The following is a 19378-nucleotide window of genomic DNA, read 5'->3' on the forward strand; positions in this document are numbered from 1 at the left end:
GCGGCGGCGCTGTCCACGGGGAGGTTGGGCGAGAGAGAGCGCGGATTTCGGTACCACGCTGACAAACCCAAAACGAGCACGGGCGCTTTCGCATGCCCGTAAATAGCCTTGTGTCAAAAGAAGCAGGAGCAGGACAAAGATGACCGACCTGTCCGCGCGCACGGCGGGACAGTCGGCTGACCGCCGTCCCCCTGGTGGCCGAGCGGTTGCGCCGGCGCGCGGCGCAGGGACCCGGGACGATCGGACGACTCGATCCGGACGGGCCCATCCGGATGTCTTTCCAACAGGAACGTCTGTGGTTCATGGACCAACTCGCGCCGGAGTCAACCGCGTACACGATTCCGCTCGCCGCTGCGCTTCACGGCCAGATGGACCCGGCGCGACTGCGACGTGCGCTCGCCGCGCTGGCCGCCCGGCACGAGGTGTTACGGATGTGTTTCCCGGCCGCCGCGACCGGCGAACCACGGGTGGAAATCCAGGAGCGGACCGAAATTCCGCTGATCGTACGCGCGGCGCAGAGCCAGGCTGAGGCCCAGGACATTATCCGGTCCGCCCATCTCGAGCCGTTCGATCTGGCGACCGGGCCGCTCGCGCGAGCGGTGCTGGTCCGCCTCGGCGCAGACGAGCACCAGTTGGCCTTGCCGATCCACCACATCGCGAGCGATGGCTGGTCCACCGCGCTCGTGCTTTCCGACCTGATCGCCCTCTACAACGGCTCAACACTCCCGGACCTGCGCTGCTCGTACTCGGACTACGCGTACCGGCAGCGAACCCAGCCGGTCCAGCTGCAGCTGGCCTACTGGAAGGAGCGGCTGGCCGGGCTGCCCAGGCTGGAACTGCCCACCGACCACATTCGGCCAGCGATCCAGACGTACGCTGGCGCGGCCCATCATTTCGTTGTCGACCCGGCGCTTTCCACCGAGCTGGCGGCGTTCGCGAACACCCATCGCGCCACCCTCTACATGGTTATTCTGGGTGCCTTCCAGGCACTCCTGGCACGCGCCAGCGGCCAGCACGACTTCGCGGTCGGCTCCCCGGTGGGCGGTCGTTTCCTTCCAGAGACCGAAGACCTCGTCGGCTGCTTCATCAACATGATCACGATGCGTGCCGACCTTTCCGGCGATCCATCGTTCGCCGAGCTGCTGGGCCGTACCCGTGACCATACGTTGGACGCCCTCGCGCACCAGGAGCTTCCGTTCGAAAGGCTCGTACAGGAACTGAACGTGCCCCGTGACGCAGCGCGGTCACCGCTTTTCGGGGTTATCTTCGCCTTGCAGAACTATCAGAACATCGACCAGCCTGCGATCGGGCCACAGCTGGAAATCCTGCCGGCCGAGCTCACCTCGACCCGATTCGACCTGGAGCTTTACTGCGCCGAGAACGCGAGGGGCATTGCCGGGACTTTCGTCTACAACACCGACCTCTTCGAGGCCGGAACGATTGCCCGGCTCGGCGATCAGCTGATCCGACTGCTCCACGAGGTGGTACGCCGACCGACCGCTCGGCTGTCCGAAGTGGACCTCAGCGACCCCGCCGAACGGGAACTGCTGGCCAGCTGGAATGCGACCACCGCCGATTTCCGGTCGAACGCCACCCTGCATTCACTGATCGAGCAACAGATCGCTCGTACGCCCGATGCTCCCGCCCTGTCTTTTGACGGCCAGACCGTCAGCTATCGCGACCTCGACGATCGCGCCAACCGGCTGGCGTTCAGGTTGCGTGGACTCGGCGCCGGTCCCGGCGTACTGGTGGCCGTGTGTTTGGAACGGTCGGAAGAACTCGTGATCGCGCTGCTCGCGACGCTGAAGACCGGCGCCGGATATGTGCCGCTGGATCCGGGATATCCACCGGCCCGACTGGCTTTCATGCTGGCTGACTGCGCGGCACCGATCGTACTGACTCATACACAGGCGGTGGCCTCGCTGCCCGAAACGGCTGCGACGATCGTCCGACTCGATGGGGACTTTCCCGACAGCGCAGGAATTCCGCTGCCTGCGGTGGATTCGTCGAACATCGCGTACGCGATCTACACGTCCGGAACCACCGGGCAACCCAAGGCCGCGATGATCAGCCACCGCGCGATCGTCAACCGGCTGGAGTGGATGCAGAAAGAATATCCCCTTGGTCCGGGCGACGCCGTTTTACAGAAGACACCGGCGAGTTTCGACGTGTCCGTCTGGGAATTCTTCTGGCCGCTGCTGACCGGCGCCCGGCTCGTACTGGCGCAGCCGGACGGGCACCGAGATCCCGCCTATCTGGTAAAGACCGTTCAGACCGAGTCGATCACCACGATCCATTTCGTCCCGTCCATGCTGGCGATGCTGTTGGCCGAGGAGGGGGTGACAAGCTGCCACGGCCTGCGGCGGATTTTCTGCAGTGGCGAAGAGCTTCCCGTCGACCTGGCCCGCAAATGCCTGGCGACTCTGCCGGCGGCCCTGCACAATCTGTACGGACCAACCGAAGCCGCCGTTGACGTATCTGCCTGGCACTGCACCGCCGACCAGCTCGCCGGCCTCGCCCGGGTGCCGATTGGCCGGCCAATCCAGAATATCCAGCTGTACGTACTCGACGACACCCTTCGCCAGCTGCCGGTCGGTATGCCCGGCGAGCTGCACATCGGCGGAATCGGGCTGGCCAACGGCTATCTCGGCCGTCCATCGTTGACCGCAGAGCGATTCATCCCGAATCCATTCGGCGCGGGCCGGCTCTCTATCGGACCGGCGACCTGGCTCGGTGGCGGCCGGACGGCACGCTGGACTTTCTCGGTCGAATCGACGATCAGGTGAAAATCCGCGGCCAACGCATCGAGCTCGGCGAGATCGAGGCCGCACTGCGCGAACTCTCCGGGGTCACCGATGCGGCCGCCGCCGTTCACGAATTTTTCCCCGGTGACAAGAGAATCGTGGGCTACCTCGTCGCCAAGGACTCGATCGCCAAGGACCGGGCCCAGCTCCAGCAAGCGCTGAAGAAGCGGCTACCCGCGTATATGGTGCCGGCCGCTTTCGTCGAGCTCACAGCACTTCCGCTTTCCTCCAGCGGAAAGCTGGACCGCCGCGCGTTGCCAGCGCCGCCTCCGGACGACACCGAAAGCGGTGACTACCGGGCTCCAGCAGCCGGCACCGAGACTGTCATCGCCCAGGCATGGGCGCAAGTGCTGGGAAGAAAGGGCATCGGGGCTGACGACAACTTCTTTGATCTGGGCGGCCATTCCTTGGTTGCCACCCAGGTCGTCGCCAAGGTGCGCGCGGCTACCGGCGTCGCGCTGTCGGTGATGGATCTGTTCACCTCGCCCACTATTCGTGAACTCGCCACGCTCGTCGATAGGCCTGCGGACACCCATCGGCCTCGGCCGCTGTTGTACGAACTGACCGCTCCGGTGCCGGCCGGGCAACGGGTTCTCAGTTATGTCTGCATCCCGTACGGCGGCGGGACCGCGGCGATTTTCCAGCCACTGGCGCAGGCGCTGCCGGCCGGGCATCGGCTGTTCGCGGTCGCCGCGCCCGGCGACGAGGTGGGCCTCGCGGAAGAATCGATCCCGCTTGACGAGCTGGCGACCAAGTGTGTCAACGAAATCCTCGTGCGGGTCGACGGGCCGATCGCACTTTATGCGCACTGCGCCGGAGCGGCGCTCGCCGTGCAGATCGCGCGCCGGCTGGAAACCGCCGGGCGTACCGTGACGGCGATCTACTTCGGCGCGGTCTTTCCCTTCGCCAAGCCCGGAAAACGGGTCTGGTCCGGATTGAGCACACTCGCCGGCATGAAACGGTTGCGGGCCGACCAGGCTTTCGCGAACTGGTTGGCGGTCATCGGCGACCTGGATCCGGCCAGCGCCCGGCAGGTCGTACGCATTGCCCGCCGAGCGGCGGTCCGTGCTGAGGAGTTCTTCACGGACCTTCTGCGGGAACCAAAAGATCGCCTGCGCACGCCGATCATCTCGGTCGTTGGCGAGCACGACCCGGACACCGAATTCGCCGCCGAACGCTATCGTGAATGGCATTTCCTCACCGACACGACCGCGTTGGCGACCCTCGACGAGGCCGGCCACTTCTTCGTGACGTACCGGGCCAAGGAACTGGCCGATATCGTCACCACCGCACATCATCAGCTCGCCGACGAAGAACCGGGCCCTGTTGGCGACGAAAACTGGCGGATAGCAGGTGTTTTCCCGGTCCGCCGCCGCCAGGTCATCATCGGCCCACAGCCGAGCATGCGCAGATTTCTCACGGTGGCCTCCGGCCAGCTCGTCTCGATCGTCGGGTCGGCACTGACCGAATTCGCCCTGCCGATGTGGATCTACCTGAAAACCGGCTCACTGCTCAGTTTCGCTTTGCTGGCGGTGGCCGGCCTGCTGCCGGGAATGGTGGTCGCACCGCTGGCCGGCGCACTGGTCGATCGCTACGACCGTCGGCTGATCATGCTCCTTGGCGACTGCGCGGCCGGCGGCACCCAGCTGGCGCTCGGGATTCTGTTCTTTTCCGGGCATCTCCAGCTGTGGCAGATCTACCCGCTGGTGGGTCTGTTATCGGTGGCCCTTTCGTTCCAGCGCCTCGCCTACGGCTCGGCCGTAGCGCAGCTGGCGCCCAAACACTATCTCGGCCACGCCAACGGGGTGGTCCAGATGATCGGCGGCGCGTCACAGGTCCTGGTGCCGCTGGTCGCGGTCGGGCTGTTGGCCTCGATCGGCCTCGGCGGCATCCTCATTTTCGATGTCGCCAGCTATGTTTTCGCGATCGCCGTGGTTTCGCTCGTACGCTTCCCCACCACGCTCGCCCGGCACCGCAAGGAACCACTGTTGGCCGAGACAGTCAACGGCTTCCGGTTCTCCTGGGGGCAGCGCGGCTTCCGTGCCATGCTGCTGTTTTTCATGGTGCTGAACATCTTCTTGGCGCCGATGTTCATGCTCGTCTCACCGACCGTACTTTCCTTCGCCAGCCTCGCCGACGCTGGCCGGGTGGCTCTCGCGGGCGGAGTGGGGGTGCTGCTGGGCGGGCTGGTGATGGCTTTCTGGGGCGGCCCACGGCACCAGCGACTGCGCGGCGTTTTCCTCTGTGCGTTGGCATGCGGAGCCGCCTGCGTGATCACCGGCCTGCGGGCCAACCTCTGGGTGCTGGCGGCCGGCGCGCTGTTGATGTCGCTTTGTGTGACCCTGCTCAACAGCCTCTACGCCACCATCGTGCACGTGAAGGTGCCCGCAACGATTCCACGGCCGGGTTTTCGCGGTGAACACCCTGATCGCGTGGTCCACGCTTCCGCTGGGATGGGCGATTATCGGACCGTACGGGATCCATCTCCTGCAGCCGCTGATGAATCCAGGCGGCGCGCTGGCCACCAGTGTCGGCGCGGTCATCGGCACCGGACCGGGCCGGGGCGCCGGTCTCGCCTACTTGCTGTTCGGCGCGGCAATCATCATCCTGGTGCTGGTGTCCATGCGCATTCGGTTGCTGAGGAATTTCGACACGGATGTACCAAACGGTGCCATGGATGACCTCGTCGGATATGAGATCATCCGGCAACGAACGGAAAACCGGTGACGAGCGGGTTGGCGGCCGCCCGCCGGGGCCACACCGTACCCGACCTGCTCGCCGCCAGAGCCGCCCACCAACCCGACCGGTTGGCTCTCGCGGTTGGCGCGCACTCGCTGACTTTCGGCGAGTGGGAAGCAAAGTCCAGCGTGGTCGCGGGGGCGCTGCGTCATCGAGGCGTCGAGCGCGGCGAGCGAGTGGCGCTGGTGTACGGGACGCGGCACTGGATCGACTTCGCGGTGGCTTTCTGCGCTGTACAGAAGGCCGGCGGAGTGCCCGTACCGGTGTCCGAACGGCTGGCCCCAGCCGAACGCGACTATATTCTGCACCACTGCACCGCGGCCGGCGTCCTGCATGCCGAAGATGTCCATGTCACAGCGGAAAATGCGTGGTCCGCGACACTGGCGAAATGCCAGGACGGATCCGAGCCAGTCAAGGGGACGGCCTCGCCGTCCGACCTGGCCCAGATCATCTACACGTCCGGAACGACCGGCCGCCCCAAGGGCGTCAGTGCCACTCACGGCAACCTGACTTTCGGCTGCACGACCGGCGAGCGTCGAGTGAAGCTGGCGCATTCGGACCATTTCCTGCACGCCTTTCCGGTCGGCACCAACGCCTGTCAGACCGCGCTTTTGACCGCTCTGGATGCCCGGCCGGCCGGTGTCGCAATGTCCCGGTTCACCCCGGGCCACCTCGGCCGGCTCATCGAGAAATACCACCCCGGAACACTCTTTCTGGTGCCCACCATGGCGATCGAGGCACTCACCGCCCGCCCGCCTTGCCGAGCGGTTCGACCTGTCCTCGGTAGTCATGGTCGGCGTGAGTGCGGCGGCGCTGCCCCCGGCGGTCGCGGTGGCCCTCACCGAAGCCTTCGAAAACGCGACCGTGGTCAACACTTACACCTCAACCGAGGCGGCTCCGGCGCAGACCACCATGGTGTTCGACCCGCGCCGGCCGACGGCGTTGGGCCGGCCGGCATCAGCGGCCGACCTTCAGATCGCTTCGTCAGAAGGAAAGCCCGTACCGGCCGGCGAAGTGGGCGAGGTCTGGTTGCGGTCACCGGTCCGGCCACGGGAGTACTACGCCGATCCGGCCGCGACCGCCGCGGTTTTCCGGGGCAGCTGGGTGCGGATGGGCGACCTCGGCCGGCTTGACGAGGAGGGTATCTCTCTACCTGGTTGACCGGGAGTCGGAAGTACTCAAGTCTGGCGCCGAAAAAGTCTCGACGCTGCAGGTGGAGGCGGCCCTTTACGAGCATCCCCGGATAGCCGAGGCTGCTGTTTTCGGTATCCCTCATCCAGTGCTGGGCACCGCCATCGCGGCCGCCGTGGTGCCACGCGGCGAGGTCGTGCCGAGCGAATTACGTGCCTTCCTGGCCGGGCGGCTCGCCAGCCATCAACTGCCCAGCACGATCCACGTACGGGATGCGTTGCCCCACAACGAGAACGGCAAAGTGCTCAAGCGGGCGCTGCGAGATCAGCTGATCGCCGAGCAGGAAGGCAACTGAATGTCCGAGCAGCTCAGCGTCACCCTCCAAGACACCGTCCTGGACCATTTCCTTCGCAGCGCACAGCAAACTCCGGAAGCCGTGGCGGTGGTCTTCGACCAGACCCGGCTGACCTACCGAGAGCTGGACGCGGCGGCGAATGCGTTGGCCGCACGACTCTGGGCGGCCGGAGTGCGGTCGGGCGGCTTGGTCGGTGTCCACATGGGACGCTCGGCCGAGCTGGTGGTGGCGGTGTTGGGCATTCTGCGAGCTGGCGCGGCTTATCTGCCACTGGACCCCTCCTACCCCACCGAACGGATCGCTTTCATCGCCGCCGATGCGGCCGCTCCGGTCATGGTGACCCGGTACGGCGAGGAATCACCGTTGCCTGGGAAGGTGGTGACGGTCGATCTGGCAGAACTTCTCCGCACGCCGGATCTGCCCCCGCCTCAGGAAAATGGCGACCTCGCTTACGTGATCTACACGTCCGGATCGACTGGACAACCCAAGGGCGTGGAGATCGGGCATCGGGCCCTCGCCAACCTGATTGGCTCTTTTTCTGCCGAATTAGGGGCTTCGCCGGCGGACCGCTGGCTCGGGCTGACCTCACTGTCGTTCGACATCGCGGCTTTGGAGATATTCCTGCCGTTGACGTCCGGCGGCCGACTGGTCATGGCGCCGGACACGGCCGTACGGGATGGCCGCGCGCTCGCGAGGATGATCCGCGACCAGGCCGTCACGCATGTGCAGGCCACTCCGTCGAGCTGGCGACTGCTGGTTCCTGAACTCGGCGGCGAGCCCACCCTGGTCGCACTGTGCGGCGGAGAGCCGCTGCCGGTCCCGCTGGCGAAAGAAATCCGGGTACGGGTTCGCCGCCTCCTGAATGTCTACGGCCCGACCGAAACCACGGTCTGGTCCACAGTGGACGATCTGCCCGCCGACCCGGACACCGTTACCATCGGCCGCCCGATAGCCAACACTGACCTCTACGTGCTGGATGAGTCGCTCGCGGCCGTCCCGGCCGGCTCCCCCGGCGAGCTTTTCATTGGCGGTGCAGGACTTGCCGCCGGCTACCACAACCAGCCGGAGTTGACCGCCACGCGGTTCGTGTCGAACCCGTACGGGCCGGGCCGGATCTACCGCACTGGTGATCTCGCACGCATCCGGGCGGACGGTCGGCTGGATTTCCTTGGCCGGCTGGACGATCAGGTCAAGATCCGCGGTCACCGGATCGAGCTGGGCGAAATCGAGGCCCGACTGCTGTCCCACCCGACCGTGGCCGAGGCGGCGGTCGCGGCCGTTGGCGAAGAAGATCCGCAGCTGGTCGGATACGTGGTGGCGGCCGCCGGATCCACCGTGGACAGTGCGGTGTTGTCCGACCACCTGAGCCGATCGCTGCCGGCGGTGATGGTGCCCAACGCGTACGTATGGCTTGGCTCGCTTCCGTTGACTCCGAACGGGAAACTCGACCGATCGGCGCTGCCGGCTCCGCCGCGTACGCGAGATGTCGAGGCGGCGCCCGCGTACACCGGAGTCGCCGCCCAGGTGCAAGAAGTCTGGTGTGAGGTGCTGCGGATCGACGACATTGGGCCGAACGAGGACCTTTTTGACCTCGGCGGCCACTCGTTGACGATGACCAAGATCATCGCGCGGCTGCGGTCGCGGCTCGGGGTGGAAGTCCCACTCGATGTTTTCTTCGACACGCCCACCATCTCCGGCGTGGTGGCGGCCGTCGTCGGACTCCAGCAGGAGATGGCCGAATGAGCGTCCGAGAGAAAGTGGCCGCACTGGTGGCCGCGGCGTGCGATCACACGATCGGCGCCGACGACGTGCTCGCGCACGGTGATTCGTTGGCATCGCTGGGCGTCGGCTCGCTGGCATATCTGCGGCTCATCGACTCACTGGAGTCCGAATACGACGTGCGGATCGACTTGGACGCGGACGTGACCTTCCTGGAAAGTCTGGACGCGATGGTCGAGCAGCTGGCCAGGCTCGGCGTACGAGAAACCGGGACCTAACCGTGCGAACGGTCGGATCAGGCTTTCTGGGTCAAAACCTGGCGGCCATCGCGAGCCGGCACCCGGACGCGGTGGTCTTCGCGGCCGGGCCGTCCAGTGGCGCGTCAACGGAAACCTCGGATTTCGACCGGGAAGCCGTACGGCTGCGGGAAACCCTCGCTCATTGTACGACTTCCGGCGAACGTCTGGTCTATATCTCCACCGCATCGGCCGGGCTTTACGGCCGTGCCGAACCGGTCAGCCGAGAGTCGGGTCCGGCGCGACCTGAATCGCCCTACGGACAACACAAACTCCGAATGGAGGACATTGTCGCCAAGGCCGACCCAGCACATCTGACTGTCCGGCTGGCCTATCCGGTGGGCCGCCGGCAGCCAGCGCACCAGCTCGTGCCGGCGTTGGTCGCGAACATCCGGTCCGGCAAGGTGAAAGTCCTGTCCGGAGCCCGTCGAGACCTCATCGACGCGGCCGATTTCGTTCGTACGGTGGACAGTCTGCTCGACGCCCGAGTGACCGGTGTGGTCAATGTCGGGTCCGGTCATCCGGTGCCGGTGTCCGAACTGGTCGCCGAGCTGGAGAAACGGCTGGGTATCACGGCCACTATCGAGCTGGTGGCAAGCCCGGCGGATCCCCGGATCTGTACGGAAAAGCTCCGCCAGCTGGTGCCTGCGGTGGCGGATTTCGGTTTCGGCGCGGACTACTTCCGCCAGGTCCTTGATCGGTACGTGCTCCGATGAACCAGCGAAAGCGCCACACCGTGGGAGTCGTCATCGCCGCGATGAACTCGGCGGAGTTCCTCGACCAGGCGCTCGGGTCGTTGGCCACCCAGACCCGGCCGGCCGACCAGATCGTGGTGGTCGACGACTGTTCCGACGACGACACCGAAAAGCTGGCTCTGCGGTGGGCCACGGTGCTGCCGGTCACGGTTATCCGTACGCCCCAGCGGCTGGGAATCTGGGGTGGCCGGCGGACCGGCATCGCCGCACTGACCACCGATCTGGTCGCGCAGCTCGACGCCGACGACATGGTTCTGCCGCATCACCTGGAAATCCTGTCCGACGCGTACGCGGAACGGCCGGGCCTGATCAGCCCGCGACCGCTCAGCTGGACCGGCTCCGGCCCGGCCAGCCCCGCCACGTACACGAAAGATCGCTTTCCGCTGCCGGGAGACCAGCTCGCCCAGTTGCTCGTCACCAACTACGTGCTCGTCGGCGCCCTCTACTCTCGCGATCTTTACCATCGGATAGGCGGATACCGACAGATCGCGCTCGGCGAGGACTGGGACCTCTGGGTGCGGCTGGTGGCCGGTGGTGCGCCGATCACCAAGGTGCCCGACCCCAGCTATCTCTATCGAGTCCGGCCAGGCAGCTACTCCACTCGGTTCGATCGGAACACCGCACAGACCGAAGTGTTGAGCAAATTCTTGGAAAGTTGTGCAGATCCGAACTACCGCCGAGTTGCCAAGTTGGCCATCATCCAACGACTGGGAACCGGTTACGATGGCGCCGACAGCGATCCCGACCTCGGCCGGATCGTTCGGACGGCGGACCGGATCGAGGTTTACGACCGAGACGATCGGCGGCTGTTGGCCATGCACGGTCGCGAAATCGAGTACGTGTACGACGAAACGCTGCGCCGGGACACCTCGTCCTTGCGCGACATCCTGGGAGATGGCCGGTGATCGTGACCTTCACCGGCATGCGGGCCACCGCGGCGCCGCTCAGCTGGGGACAGTCCATTGTGTACGACGCGCTGTTGCGGCGGACCGCGGACGAGGACTACAACTACAACCTCACCCGAGTGGTGCCGGTGCCGGCTGGATGCACCTCCGACGACGTGGCCACGGCGGTGGCCGCGCTGGTCCGCCGGCACGACTCGCTGCACACCATCTTTCCCGGCCGGACCCAGGAAGTGATTGCTGCCGGCGAACTGGAGATCCGCGTCGGCCACGCGGATACCGCCAGCGCGGTCGAGAAGCTGGCCGCTGAGCCGTTCGATCCTGCCCACGACTGGGGAATCCGCGCCACCCTGGTGTGTTTTAACGGCCAGCCACGGGAAATCGTGCTGGGCCTGTCACATCTGGCGGTTGACGCCTGGGCGGCTGGCATGCTGACCGCGGAGTTACGCCGGCTGTTGCGGCGCCCGGACGTACGCTTACCGGCCGCATGGCAGCCGGCGGATCAGGCTCGACACGAACAAAGCGAGGCAGGCATCCGGCGCAGCGAACGCGGGCTGGAGTATTTGCGATCGGTAGCTGGCGGCGCGGCGCCCACCGGACCGCTTGAAAACGTGCCGAGTCTGCGACATGGCGAACTGCGTTCGCAGGTGGCTGAGGTAGCTGCGGCCCGTCTCGCCGAACGCTGTCGTACGTCCGATTCGACCGTCTATCTCGCCGCTTTCGCTCACCAGCAAGCGAAGATCGCCGACACAGACACCTGTTTCCTGAAAACCGTGGCATACAACCGGACAACCGACAACGAACGCGGCTGCGTGGCTCCTTTCGCGCTGGACGCGTTCGTGTCCGTATCAGTCGCCGGACCCGATGGCTTCGCGGGGCTGGTCAAGCGATCGTGGGCCGCGTCCATGCGGGCGTACCAACACGCCCAATGTGACCCGGCGGCTGCCCGGGAGCTGGTCGAGACCGCCGGGGTGAATCCGCCGGTGATGTTCAACGATGCCCGCTCACCGGTCCGGCCGAGCCCGCCGCGCCAGCCAACCGGCACAACTTTTCGCTGGCTACCTGATTTTCGACCACCGGGCCTGCGGTGCTATCTCGCGATCGCCGACGACAGGGACGGCCAGACGCTGTCACTGCTGGCCGACCATCGGGCCGACGTCGTCCGGGATTTCCTTTATAGGATGGAAGAACTGCTGATGAGGGCGGCATGAGGACCGAGACGCTCCAAGCCGTCGTCGACTTCGACCGGTGGTGGGCGCAGCGGCAGGTAACGCACGACTTCACCGTCCGGCGGATCCCGCTGAACGACTTGCGCGGCTGGCGGTTCGCGCCCGGCAGTGGCAACCTGTGCCACGACAGCGGGCGTTTCTTCACTGTCCGCGGGCTGCGGGTGACAGATCCCAGTGGTCCGGTGAAAAACTGGTCGCAGCCGATCATCGACCAGCCGGAGATCGGCATTCTGGGGATCCTGCTGAAGCGGATCGATGGAGAACCGCATTGCCTCATGCAGGCGAAAATGGAGCCTGGGAACGTGAACATGCTCCAGCTCGCACCGACTGTGCAGGCCACCCACAGCAACTACACGGGAGTGCACGGCGGCGCGGACGTACGCTATCTGGAGTTCTTCCGTTCGCCACGGCCCGGCCGGGTGCTGGTGGACACCCTGCAGTCCGAACACGGCTCGTGGTTCTACCGCAAACGCAATCGAAACATCGTCGTCGAAATCACTGACGAGTTGGTTCCGACGCACGAGGATTTCCGCTGGATTCCGCTCACCGAGCTCGGCGGACTGCTGCGGCTCGACAACCTGGTGAACATGGACGCCCGTACGGTGTTGGCGTGCCTTGCGGCGGCCGGCGCACCGCACCCGGACACCGAACTGCTGAGCTGGATCACCGAGGCGAAATCCCGGCATCCGCAGGCCAGTGAGCTGATCGATCTGGCCGATGTCCGGGACTGGTACCGATATCCGCGAGATCGCCCGGACCGACCGCCGGCATTTCAGCGTACTGGCGGTGTCCGTGCGGGCCGGCACCCGGGAAGTCACCCATTGGACCCAGCCGCTCTTCCGGCCGCACGGGCAGGGGGTGGCGGCTTTCCTGTCACGGCGCCGTAACGGCATCGCCGAGGTTCTCGTGCGGGCCCGAGCCGAGGGTGGCCTGCGCAACGGCGTGGAACTGGGGCCAACCGTCCAATGTGTACCCAACAGCTATGCCGATCTGCCGGCGCCGCCGTATTTTGACCTCGTGCTCACCGGGCGGGCCCGTTATGACACGGTGCTTTCCGAGGAAGGAGGCCGATTCTATCGCGCTCAGACTCGCTATCGGGTGGTCGATGCACCGCCCGACCTCCCGCCCCCCCACCACCGGACTACCGGTGGCTCGCGGTCGATCGGCTGACCGGATTGTTGCGGCACCCACATTATGTGAATGTGCAAGCCCGAACCCTGGTGGCGGGGTTGAACCTGTGCTGAGATTTGGCGTGCTGGGCTGCGCCTCGATCGCCCGCCGGCGGATGCTGCCGGCACTCGCCGACGCAGCCGGCATCGAGGTGACGGCGGTGGCCAGTCGGGATCTGCGTCGTGCGCAGGAAACCGCCGCGCCGTACGGCTGCGCGTCGGTCGAAGGCTACGACAACCTGCTGGCCCGCGATGATGTCGACGCCGTCTATCTCCCGCTGCCCACTGGACTTCACGCCGAGTGGATCGAAAAGGCGCTGCTCGCGGGAAAGCATGTGTTGTCCGAGAAGGCTTTGACCGTACGGCTGGAAGAAGCCCAGTCGCTGGTGGCATTGGCCCAAGCACACGGTCTGCTGCTGGTGGAGAATTTTGCTTTCCTGCACCACTCCCAGCATGCCGTCGTACGGGAAAGCCTCCCGAGAATCGGGGAGATCAGGGCTTTCAGCGCAGCCATGGGAATTCCGCCGTTGGAGCCCGAGAACCCCCGCTATCTGCCGGATCTTGGCGGCGGCGGGCGCTCCTGGACGTAGGCGTCTATCCGATCCGAGCCGCGCAGCTTTATCTCGGATCGGAACTGGAAGTCGTCGGCGCGGTGCTGCGACGAGACCCGGGCGCACGGGTCGACGTGGCCGGGAGTGTGCTGCTGACCACTTCTGCCGGAGTGACCGCGCAGCTAGACTTTGGTTTCATACATGCATACCGGACCGTCTGTTCGATCTGGGGAAGCCAGGGATCGCTGGAGTTGCGGCGACCATTCACGCCGCCAGATGATTATCCGCCGGTCCTGCGAATGGAGGTCGCCGGCGAGGTGACCGAGCGGGTGCTCCCGGCGGACCGGCAGTTCGTCAAGGCCGCCGAGGCCTTCGCCGCGGCGATCGCCGCCGGCACCGACGGCGCGCAAATCCTGCGCCAGGCGGCCCTGGTCGAGGCGGTTCGGTCCAGCGCCCGCTGGGTGGATGCCCTCCACTAGTAGCGTGGCGTTTCTAAGTTTGGCGATATTTGTTGGCGTGAATCTTCTCAAGTTTCACAGCAGTCACAGGAGCAACCGCACAGTCCGTCTGATGGGTTCACCACCCAACAATCGGAGCGCCGTCGCTGGGGCGAGCCACTCCAACACCAGCGGCCTCAAAATATCAGCGCCACGCTACTGGGTCATTGCGTCTGAGAGACTGTTGGGTATGTGACTGGTTACGCTGCGAATTTGGTCTCTATGGTGAGTCGTCGGGCTGCTTCGCGTTCGGTGGCGTTGGGCCAGCGGATGGTCTGGCCGGACAGCCGATTGGCCATGAGCTGAATCATCGCCAGTTTGATCATGGTTTCGGAATTGCTGGTGAGGCGTTCATAGTCTCGGGCCAGGCGGCGGTTGCGGATCAGCCAGCCAAAGGTGCGCTCGACGACCCATCTCCGCGGTAATACTTGGAAGCCTTTGACGTCATCGTTACGTTTCACGATTTGTAACAGCAGGCCGAGTCTTTCCTGTGCCCAGGCCACCATGCTGTTGTCGATCGAGTGCGTATATCCGCCGTCAGCCCACACCAGGGCGATCGAAGGAAATCGGGAGGCCCCATATTGCAGAATCCGGCGTCCACCGGGGCGGTCCTGCACGGATGCGGCGGTGACTATCACGGTCAGCAGCAAACCCAGAGTATCGACAATGAGATGCCGTTTACGGCCGGTGGTTTTCTTGCCCATGTCGAACCCGCGGGCCTGCCCGCCCTCGCTGCTCTTGATCGACTGGGCGTCCAGAACGGCGGCTGACGGATTCGGGTCGCGACCGGCAGCGACCCGAATCTGATCGCGAAGCGCGTCGTGGACACGATCGAACGTCCCGTCCTTAGCCCAGGACCGATACCAGCGGTAGGCGGCGTCCCACGACATCAAGTCATGCGGGATCATCCGCCACTGACAACCCGAACGCCGCACAAAGAAGATCGCATCCAGCACCAACCATCACCATATTTCCTTACCATACCGCCCTTTTACTGATCACGGACCGGCATCAACGGCGCCAGCAGCAGCGCCCACCCCGCGATCGGACAAACTGGACGGATAACATGGACGTGGATCATACCCACCAGGCTGACAGTTGCACACAACGTGATCTTGGTGGGAATGATCTTTTTACCCGCCGACACGCCGATCATGATCAACATCACCACCGGACGTCACGACTCAGTTACCCCAACAGTCTCTGAGGCCCAGCGCTCGCGCCCGCAAAGACTTGAACGCGCGCGCTCTATGTTTCGTTGGGGTTATTGTGAAAGTATCCAATTCCTGATCACCCGTACGCGACCAAACTGTCGGCGCCGGCGGTAGAATTAATGTCATGGCCGCCGGCGACGAAGTCACCTCTCCAGAGCTCTGGAGGTGTGACCCGGATGAGCTAGGTGAGTTGCTGCAGGAGAAAGAAAAAAAAGCGGTCCGGCTGCTGCAGGTCGAGGTGCTGGACATTGTCGCGGCGATCCACCGGGGAAACGTCGGCAAGACGCTCGGGCACCGCAACACCCTGGGGATGCTGCAGGATCTCCTTCGACTGTCCCCCACAGAGGCGACCCGGCGCTACAAACGAGCCCTGAACCTGTGCCCCAGCCAAGCCCTCACCGGTGAAACGCTCGCGCCCACACTCAGTATCGCCAGTGAGGCGATGCGCCGCGGCGAACTCGCGGACTCCCAAATCGACACCATTGTTGGGGTCGTGACCAGGCTCCCGGCCAGGGTGACCATCAAAGACCGCGAAGAAGCCGAAGCGTCCCTGGTGGAACACGCGAAACGCTACACCGCACCAGGCCTAGCCAAAGTCGGCAGGCGCATCCACGATCACCTGGACCCCGACGGACCCGCGCCCTCCGAACACGAAAACCAGAAACCACGCCGCGAACTATCCCTCCACACCGGACGGGACGGGCGCCTCAACTTCACCGGCTCCTTCGACAGTGAAACCGGGACCCTCTTCAGCGAAATCCTCAGCCCGCTGGCCAAACCCCGGCCCGCTGAGAACGGGACCCCTGATCAGCGGTCAGTGTCCGAACGCAACGGGGACGCGCTCGCGGAAGCCCTGAATCTGATCGCGGACTCCGGGAAACTCCCCACCCAGGGCGCCGAGCGACCGCATCTCACCATCACCATCAACTGGGACATGCTCCGCGACCGCCTCGGAGTCGCTTACCCGCACAGTGGCGCACCTATTTCCCCAGAGGGCGTCCGGCGGCTCGCTTGTGACGCGGACATTATCCCGATGGTGCTGGGCAGCGACAGCGTACCGCTGGATGTCGGACGCAACGAACGACTCATCACACCAGCCCTACGCAAAGCCCTTATAGCACGAGACAAAGGCTGCGCCAGATGCGGCCGACCACCCCGCTGGACACGAGGGGGCACCACGTGCAGCACTGGGCCGATGGTGGGCATACTTGCCTTGACAATTGCGTGCTCCTGTGCGACCGCTGCCATCGCTTAGTGCACCACGGCGGCTGGGACGTACGCATCGTCGACGGAATCGTTGAATTCCTGCCGCCCGCGTACGTTGACCGCGAACGAAGACCCATCCGCGGGATTAATCAACTCGCCGCATAGAAAACCCACCTGGCCGCCGGGCACTATCACGCCCGGCGGCCCACAACTCTGCAGACGAACCATCACCGATCGTCCTCAGCAGACCTGAACCCGAGAACCTCGGACAAGCAGCGCCAGATTTAGGAGCGACACGCTACTGGTGTCCCGCGCCTGAAGTCCGTTGAGGATATCGTGCGAGAGAGTTGAGGATCTCTTCGGCGCTCTTCTTCCAGACGAATGGCTTGGGATCCTCGTTCCAGATCTTGATCCATTCACGGATGCCCTTTTCCAGCGTTTTCACGCTTTTGTGGACGCCTCGCTGCAGGAGTTCGGTGGTCAGGTAGGCGAACCAACGTTCTACTTGGTTGACCCAGGACGATCCGGTCGGGATGAAGTGCGGGTGGAACCGGGGATGCACAGCGAGCCATTCGTGGATGGCAGGGGTCTTGTGAGTGGACAGGTTGTCGCAGACCAGGTGCACGTCTAGTCCGGCTCGAGGAACTTGACGAGAAATGGGGGAAACAGCATGGCGCGATGATCCGCCTGTGGCGCAACGCGTGGGAAGAATTCATCCCTTTCCTGGATTACGATGTCGAAATCAGGAAAGTCATCTGCTCCACGAACGCGATCGAGTCACTCAACGCTCGACACCGACGCGCGGTACGCGCACGCGGGCACTTCCCAACCGAGCAGGCAGCCATGAAGTGCCTGTACCTTGTGACACACGACCTGGACCCCACCGGAACAGGCCGCGCCCGACGGACGATGCGCTGGAAGCCCGTGCTGAACGCCTTCGCCATCACATTCGGTAACCGCTGGCCGGCCGCCGAAACGTACTAACGCAAACGCCAGAAACACCGTTCGTGTTGCGGACCCAGACGTCCTGCCGAGCGCGGGAGTCTGCGGATGGAGGTTGTGGATGTTTGAGGCTGGTGTCTCTTACTCACTACTGGCTTGGTAGGACAGCAAATTCGCTACCTCCGCGTCGGAGAGTTCGTCGACAGCGGCGGTGAGCAGCACCTCTACGTGAGCGGCGAAAGCGGTCAGCGTTGAGTAGTCGAAGACGGCGCGTACGGGCACGTCGATTTCCAGAGTGGCGCGCAGCCGGGAAATGACCCGAGTGGCCAAGAGCGAATGGCCGCCGAGGGCGAAAAAGTCGTCGGCGGCACCGACTCGTTCGACGCTGAGCACCTCGGTCCAGATTTCGGCGACCAACTGCTCGGCATCGGATTCCGGTTCACTCCACTGCACGGCGACCACAGCGGCCGGATCGGGCAGCGCTCGTATGTCCACCTTCCCATTGTTTGTCAGGGGAAGTTTTTCCAGTCGTACGAACAGATCGGGCACGAGGTAACTGGGCAGCGTACGAGCGAGGCCGGCCCGCATTGCCTGGTCCGTGGCTGTCCCGACGAGGTAGCCGACGAGCCGGTCCTGGTGAGCAACGACGACGGCCTGATCGACACCGGGCTCGGCCTCCAATGCGGCGCGCACCTCGGCCGGTTCGATCCGGTGACCGCGAACCTTCACCTGATCGTCGAGACGGCCGAGAAATTCCAGCTGGCCGTCTGGTCGCCAGCGGCAGCGATCCCCGGTCGCATACCAACGAATCCCTTCCGTTACTGGGAAATCCGGTTGGCCCAGATATCCCTGCGCCACCCCCGCGCCGCCAATGTGCAGTTCTCCAGACACCCCGGGTGGCGTCAGATTTCCGGCCGGATCCAGCACTTTGACCACGGTGTCGGCGATCGGGCAGCCAATAGGCGGACGTGCGGCGGCGTTCGGCACGAGATCGCATGCCGTGGCGATAATGGTCGCTTCGGTCGGACCGTACGTGTTTACCAGCCGGGTACGCGAACCCCACCGCGCAACCGCTTCCGCTGATGCTTGTTCGCCGCCGAGGATCACCAGCCGCAACCCGTCGGGCCAGCGGACAGCTTCCGGGCTGGCGACCAATTCATGCCAGTACGCGGTGGGCAGGTCGAGCACAGTGACCGCGCGGCCCTGGGCAGACCGCAGGAAATCCGGCAGTGCCGCGGACTCCGTGACCACCTCGACCCGCGCCCCAGCTACCAGTGCTGGGTAGATTTCCTCGGCGTGGGTGTCGAAACCCCAGGACGCGACCTGCGCGACGCAATCATCCGGAGTCAGCGCGTAGACGCCGGTCATCCAGGCCACCCTGGCTGCCAGTGCGCCATGCGACACCGCGACCGCTTTCGGGGTGCCAGTCGATCCGGACGTGTAAATCACGTACGCGAGCCACTCGGGCAGCACCTGCACGGCAGTCATCGCTGGCGCGGTGGCGGAAGGGGAAACCCTGACCACACCCGGAAGTGGCTCGTCGGAGATGACGACCTCGACTCCACTTCCGACGATCATCAGGTCTTTCCGGGCTGCCGGCAATGCGGGATCCAGAGCAAGGTAAGCAGCCCCAGCGAGCCAGGTGGCGAGCAAGGCGATCACACCATGGGGCGAGCGCGGCAAATGTACGCCAACAACGCTCCCCGGACCGACACCGGCTTCCCGCAGCGCGCCAGCCAGCTTTTCGGCGCGCGACAACAGTTCCGCGTACGTTAGGGACCCCACCGCCACGGCGTCCGACGCCTTGATCAATAAAGGGACCACCGCGGGAACCGGTTGCCCAGGCCCGGTGCCCCAGGCGGACAACTT

19 protein-coding genes and 2 pseudogenes are annotated in these 19378 nt (G+C 64.9%); 17 read left to right on the forward strand and 4 right to left on the reverse strand.

Features of this window, described 5'->3' with window-relative positions; genetic code table 11:
* Window positions 1–194 precede the first annotated feature (194 nt).
* The 14 genes and pseudogenes from GNX96_RS55785 to GNX96_RS55805 all read left to right on the forward strand — a co-directional run bounded on the left by GNX96_RS55785 (window position 195) and on the right by GNX96_RS55805 (window position 14129).
* Window positions 195–2786, forward strand: a complete 2592-nt coding sequence (locus GNX96_RS55785) for a non-ribosomal peptide synthetase (RefSeq protein ID WP_279581689.1) — start codon at window positions 195–197, stop codon at window positions 2784–2786.
* Window positions 2783–5485 carry an MFS transporter gene (locus tag GNX96_RS55790; protein WP_279581690.1) on the forward strand — a complete coding sequence of 901 codons (2703 nt, stop codon included), beginning with the start codon at window positions 2783–2785 and terminating at the stop codon, window positions 5483–5485. Before GNX96_RS55785 ends, GNX96_RS55790 begins: the two co-directional genes overlap by 4 nt.
* 42 nt (window positions 5486–5527) lie before the next feature.
* Window positions 5528–6704, forward strand: a pseudogene (locus GNX96_RS28315) (AMP-binding protein).
* Entirely contained in the window at window positions 6673–7029 is a 357-nt protein-coding gene (locus tag GNX96_RS55795) for an AMP-binding enzyme (protein ID WP_279581692.1), read from the forward strand. The pseudogene GNX96_RS28315 and the gene GNX96_RS55795 overlap by 32 nt, the downstream one beginning before the upstream one ends.
* Complete coding sequence (locus GNX96_RS28320) at window positions 7030–8772, forward strand: non-ribosomal peptide synthetase (protein ID WP_163570825.1); 1743 nt, start codon at window positions 7030–7032, stop codon at window positions 8770–8772.
* Window positions 8769–9026: a phosphopantetheine-binding protein gene (locus GNX96_RS28325; protein ID WP_163570828.1), complete on the forward strand. Its 258-nt coding sequence runs from the start codon at window positions 8769–8771 to the stop codon at window positions 9024–9026. Before GNX96_RS28320 ends, GNX96_RS28325 begins: the two co-directional genes overlap by 4 nt.
* Before the next feature lie 2 nt (window positions 9027–9028).
* The gene (locus GNX96_RS28330; RefSeq protein ID WP_163570830.1) at window positions 9029–9760 is read left to right on the forward strand and encodes an NAD-dependent epimerase/dehydratase family protein; all 732 of its coding nucleotides are present in this window, start codon (window positions 9029–9031) and stop codon (window positions 9758–9760) included.
* Window positions 9757–10704 carry a glycosyltransferase family 2 protein gene (locus tag GNX96_RS28335; RefSeq protein WP_163570833.1) on the forward strand — a complete coding sequence of 316 codons (948 nt, stop codon included), beginning with the start codon at window positions 9757–9759 and terminating at the stop codon, window positions 10702–10704. Before GNX96_RS28330 ends, GNX96_RS28335 begins: the two co-directional genes overlap by 4 nt.
* Window positions 10701–11912, forward strand: a complete 1212-nt coding sequence (locus GNX96_RS28340) for a hypothetical protein (protein ID WP_163570836.1) — start codon at window positions 10701–10703, stop codon at window positions 11910–11912. Before GNX96_RS28335 ends, GNX96_RS28340 begins: the two co-directional genes overlap by 4 nt.
* On the forward strand, window positions 11909–12817 hold the full coding sequence (locus tag GNX96_RS28345) for an NDP-hexose 2,3-dehydratase family protein (RefSeq protein ID WP_163570839.1): 909 nt from the start codon (window positions 11909–11911) through the stop codon (window positions 12815–12817). Before GNX96_RS28340 ends, GNX96_RS28345 begins: the two co-directional genes overlap by 4 nt.
* Window positions 12723–13100, forward strand: coding sequence for an NDP-hexose 2,3-dehydratase family protein (locus tag GNX96_RS28350; protein WP_163570842.1), 378 nt, complete (start codon window positions 12723–12725; stop codon window positions 13098–13100). Before GNX96_RS28345 ends, GNX96_RS28350 begins: the two co-directional genes overlap by 95 nt.
* Window positions 13101–13105: 5 nt before the next feature.
* Window positions 13106–13174: a hypothetical protein gene (locus GNX96_RS65050; RefSeq protein WP_390624165.1), complete on the forward strand. Its 69-nt coding sequence runs from the start codon at window positions 13106–13108 to the stop codon at window positions 13172–13174.
* Window positions 13168–13689, forward strand: coding sequence for a Gfo/Idh/MocA family protein (locus GNX96_RS55800; protein WP_279581693.1), 522 nt, complete (start codon window positions 13168–13170; stop codon window positions 13687–13689). The genes GNX96_RS65050 and GNX96_RS55800 overlap by 7 nt, the downstream gene beginning before the upstream one ends.
* A gap of 11 nt (window positions 13690–13700) precedes the next feature.
* Window positions 13701–14129: a Gfo/Idh/MocA family protein gene (locus tag GNX96_RS55805; protein ID WP_390624166.1), complete on the forward strand. Its 429-nt coding sequence runs from the start codon at window positions 13701–13703 to the stop codon at window positions 14127–14129.
* Between the two features lie 218 nt (window positions 14130–14347).
* On the opposite strand, the gene GNX96_RS28360 is transcribed toward GNX96_RS55805, so the two are convergent.
* Together GNX96_RS28360 and GNX96_RS55810 are read right to left on the reverse strand one after the other, a co-directional pair.
* The gene (locus GNX96_RS28360; protein ID WP_279581695.1) at window positions 14348–15103 is read right to left on the reverse strand and encodes an IS5 family transposase; all 756 of its coding nucleotides are present in this window, start codon (window positions 15101–15103) and stop codon (window positions 14348–14350) included.
* Window positions 15104–15138: 35 nt separating this feature from the next.
* Entirely contained in the window at window positions 15139–15318 is a 180-nt protein-coding gene (locus GNX96_RS55810) for a hypothetical protein (RefSeq protein WP_279581696.1), read from the reverse strand.
* 167 nt (window positions 15319–15485) lie between these two features.
* Here GNX96_RS55810 and GNX96_RS28365 point away from each other — a divergent pair, with 167 nt between their 5' ends.
* A complete protein-coding gene (locus GNX96_RS28365; protein WP_163570845.1) occupies window positions 15486–16616 on the forward strand; it encodes a DUF222 domain-containing protein in 1131 nt (376 codons plus the stop codon).
* A complete protein-coding gene (locus GNX96_RS65055) occupies window positions 16541–16732 on the forward strand; it encodes an HNH endonuclease (protein WP_163570849.1) in 192 nt (63 codons plus the stop codon). Before GNX96_RS28365 ends, GNX96_RS65055 begins: the two co-directional genes overlap by 76 nt.
* A gap of 133 nt (window positions 16733–16865) precedes the next feature.
* Here GNX96_RS65055 and GNX96_RS28375 read toward each other — a convergent pair whose 3' ends face one another.
* Window positions 16866–17192, reverse strand: coding sequence for a transposase (locus GNX96_RS28375; protein WP_313885808.1), 327 nt, complete (start codon window positions 17190–17192; stop codon window positions 16866–16868).
* Between the two features lie 11 nt (window positions 17193–17203).
* Here GNX96_RS28375 and GNX96_RS28380 point away from each other — a divergent pair.
* Window positions 17204–17551 (forward strand): annotated as a pseudogene (locus tag GNX96_RS28380) (transposase); the annotation flags it as partial.
* Window positions 17552–17650: 99 nt separating this feature from the next.
* Here GNX96_RS28380 and GNX96_RS28385 read toward each other — a convergent pair.
* Window positions 17651–19333 carry a non-ribosomal peptide synthetase gene (locus GNX96_RS28385; protein ID WP_279581724.1) on the reverse strand — a complete coding sequence of 561 codons (1683 nt, stop codon included), beginning with the start codon at window positions 19331–19333 and terminating at the stop codon, window positions 17651–17653.
* Window positions 19334–19378 lie beyond the last annotated feature (45 nt).

The sequence above is a fragment of the Fodinicola feengrottensis genome, from assembly GCF_010993775.1.
GTDB lineage: Bacteria > Actinomycetota > Actinomycetes > Mycobacteriales > HKI-0501 > Fodinicola > Fodinicola feengrottensis.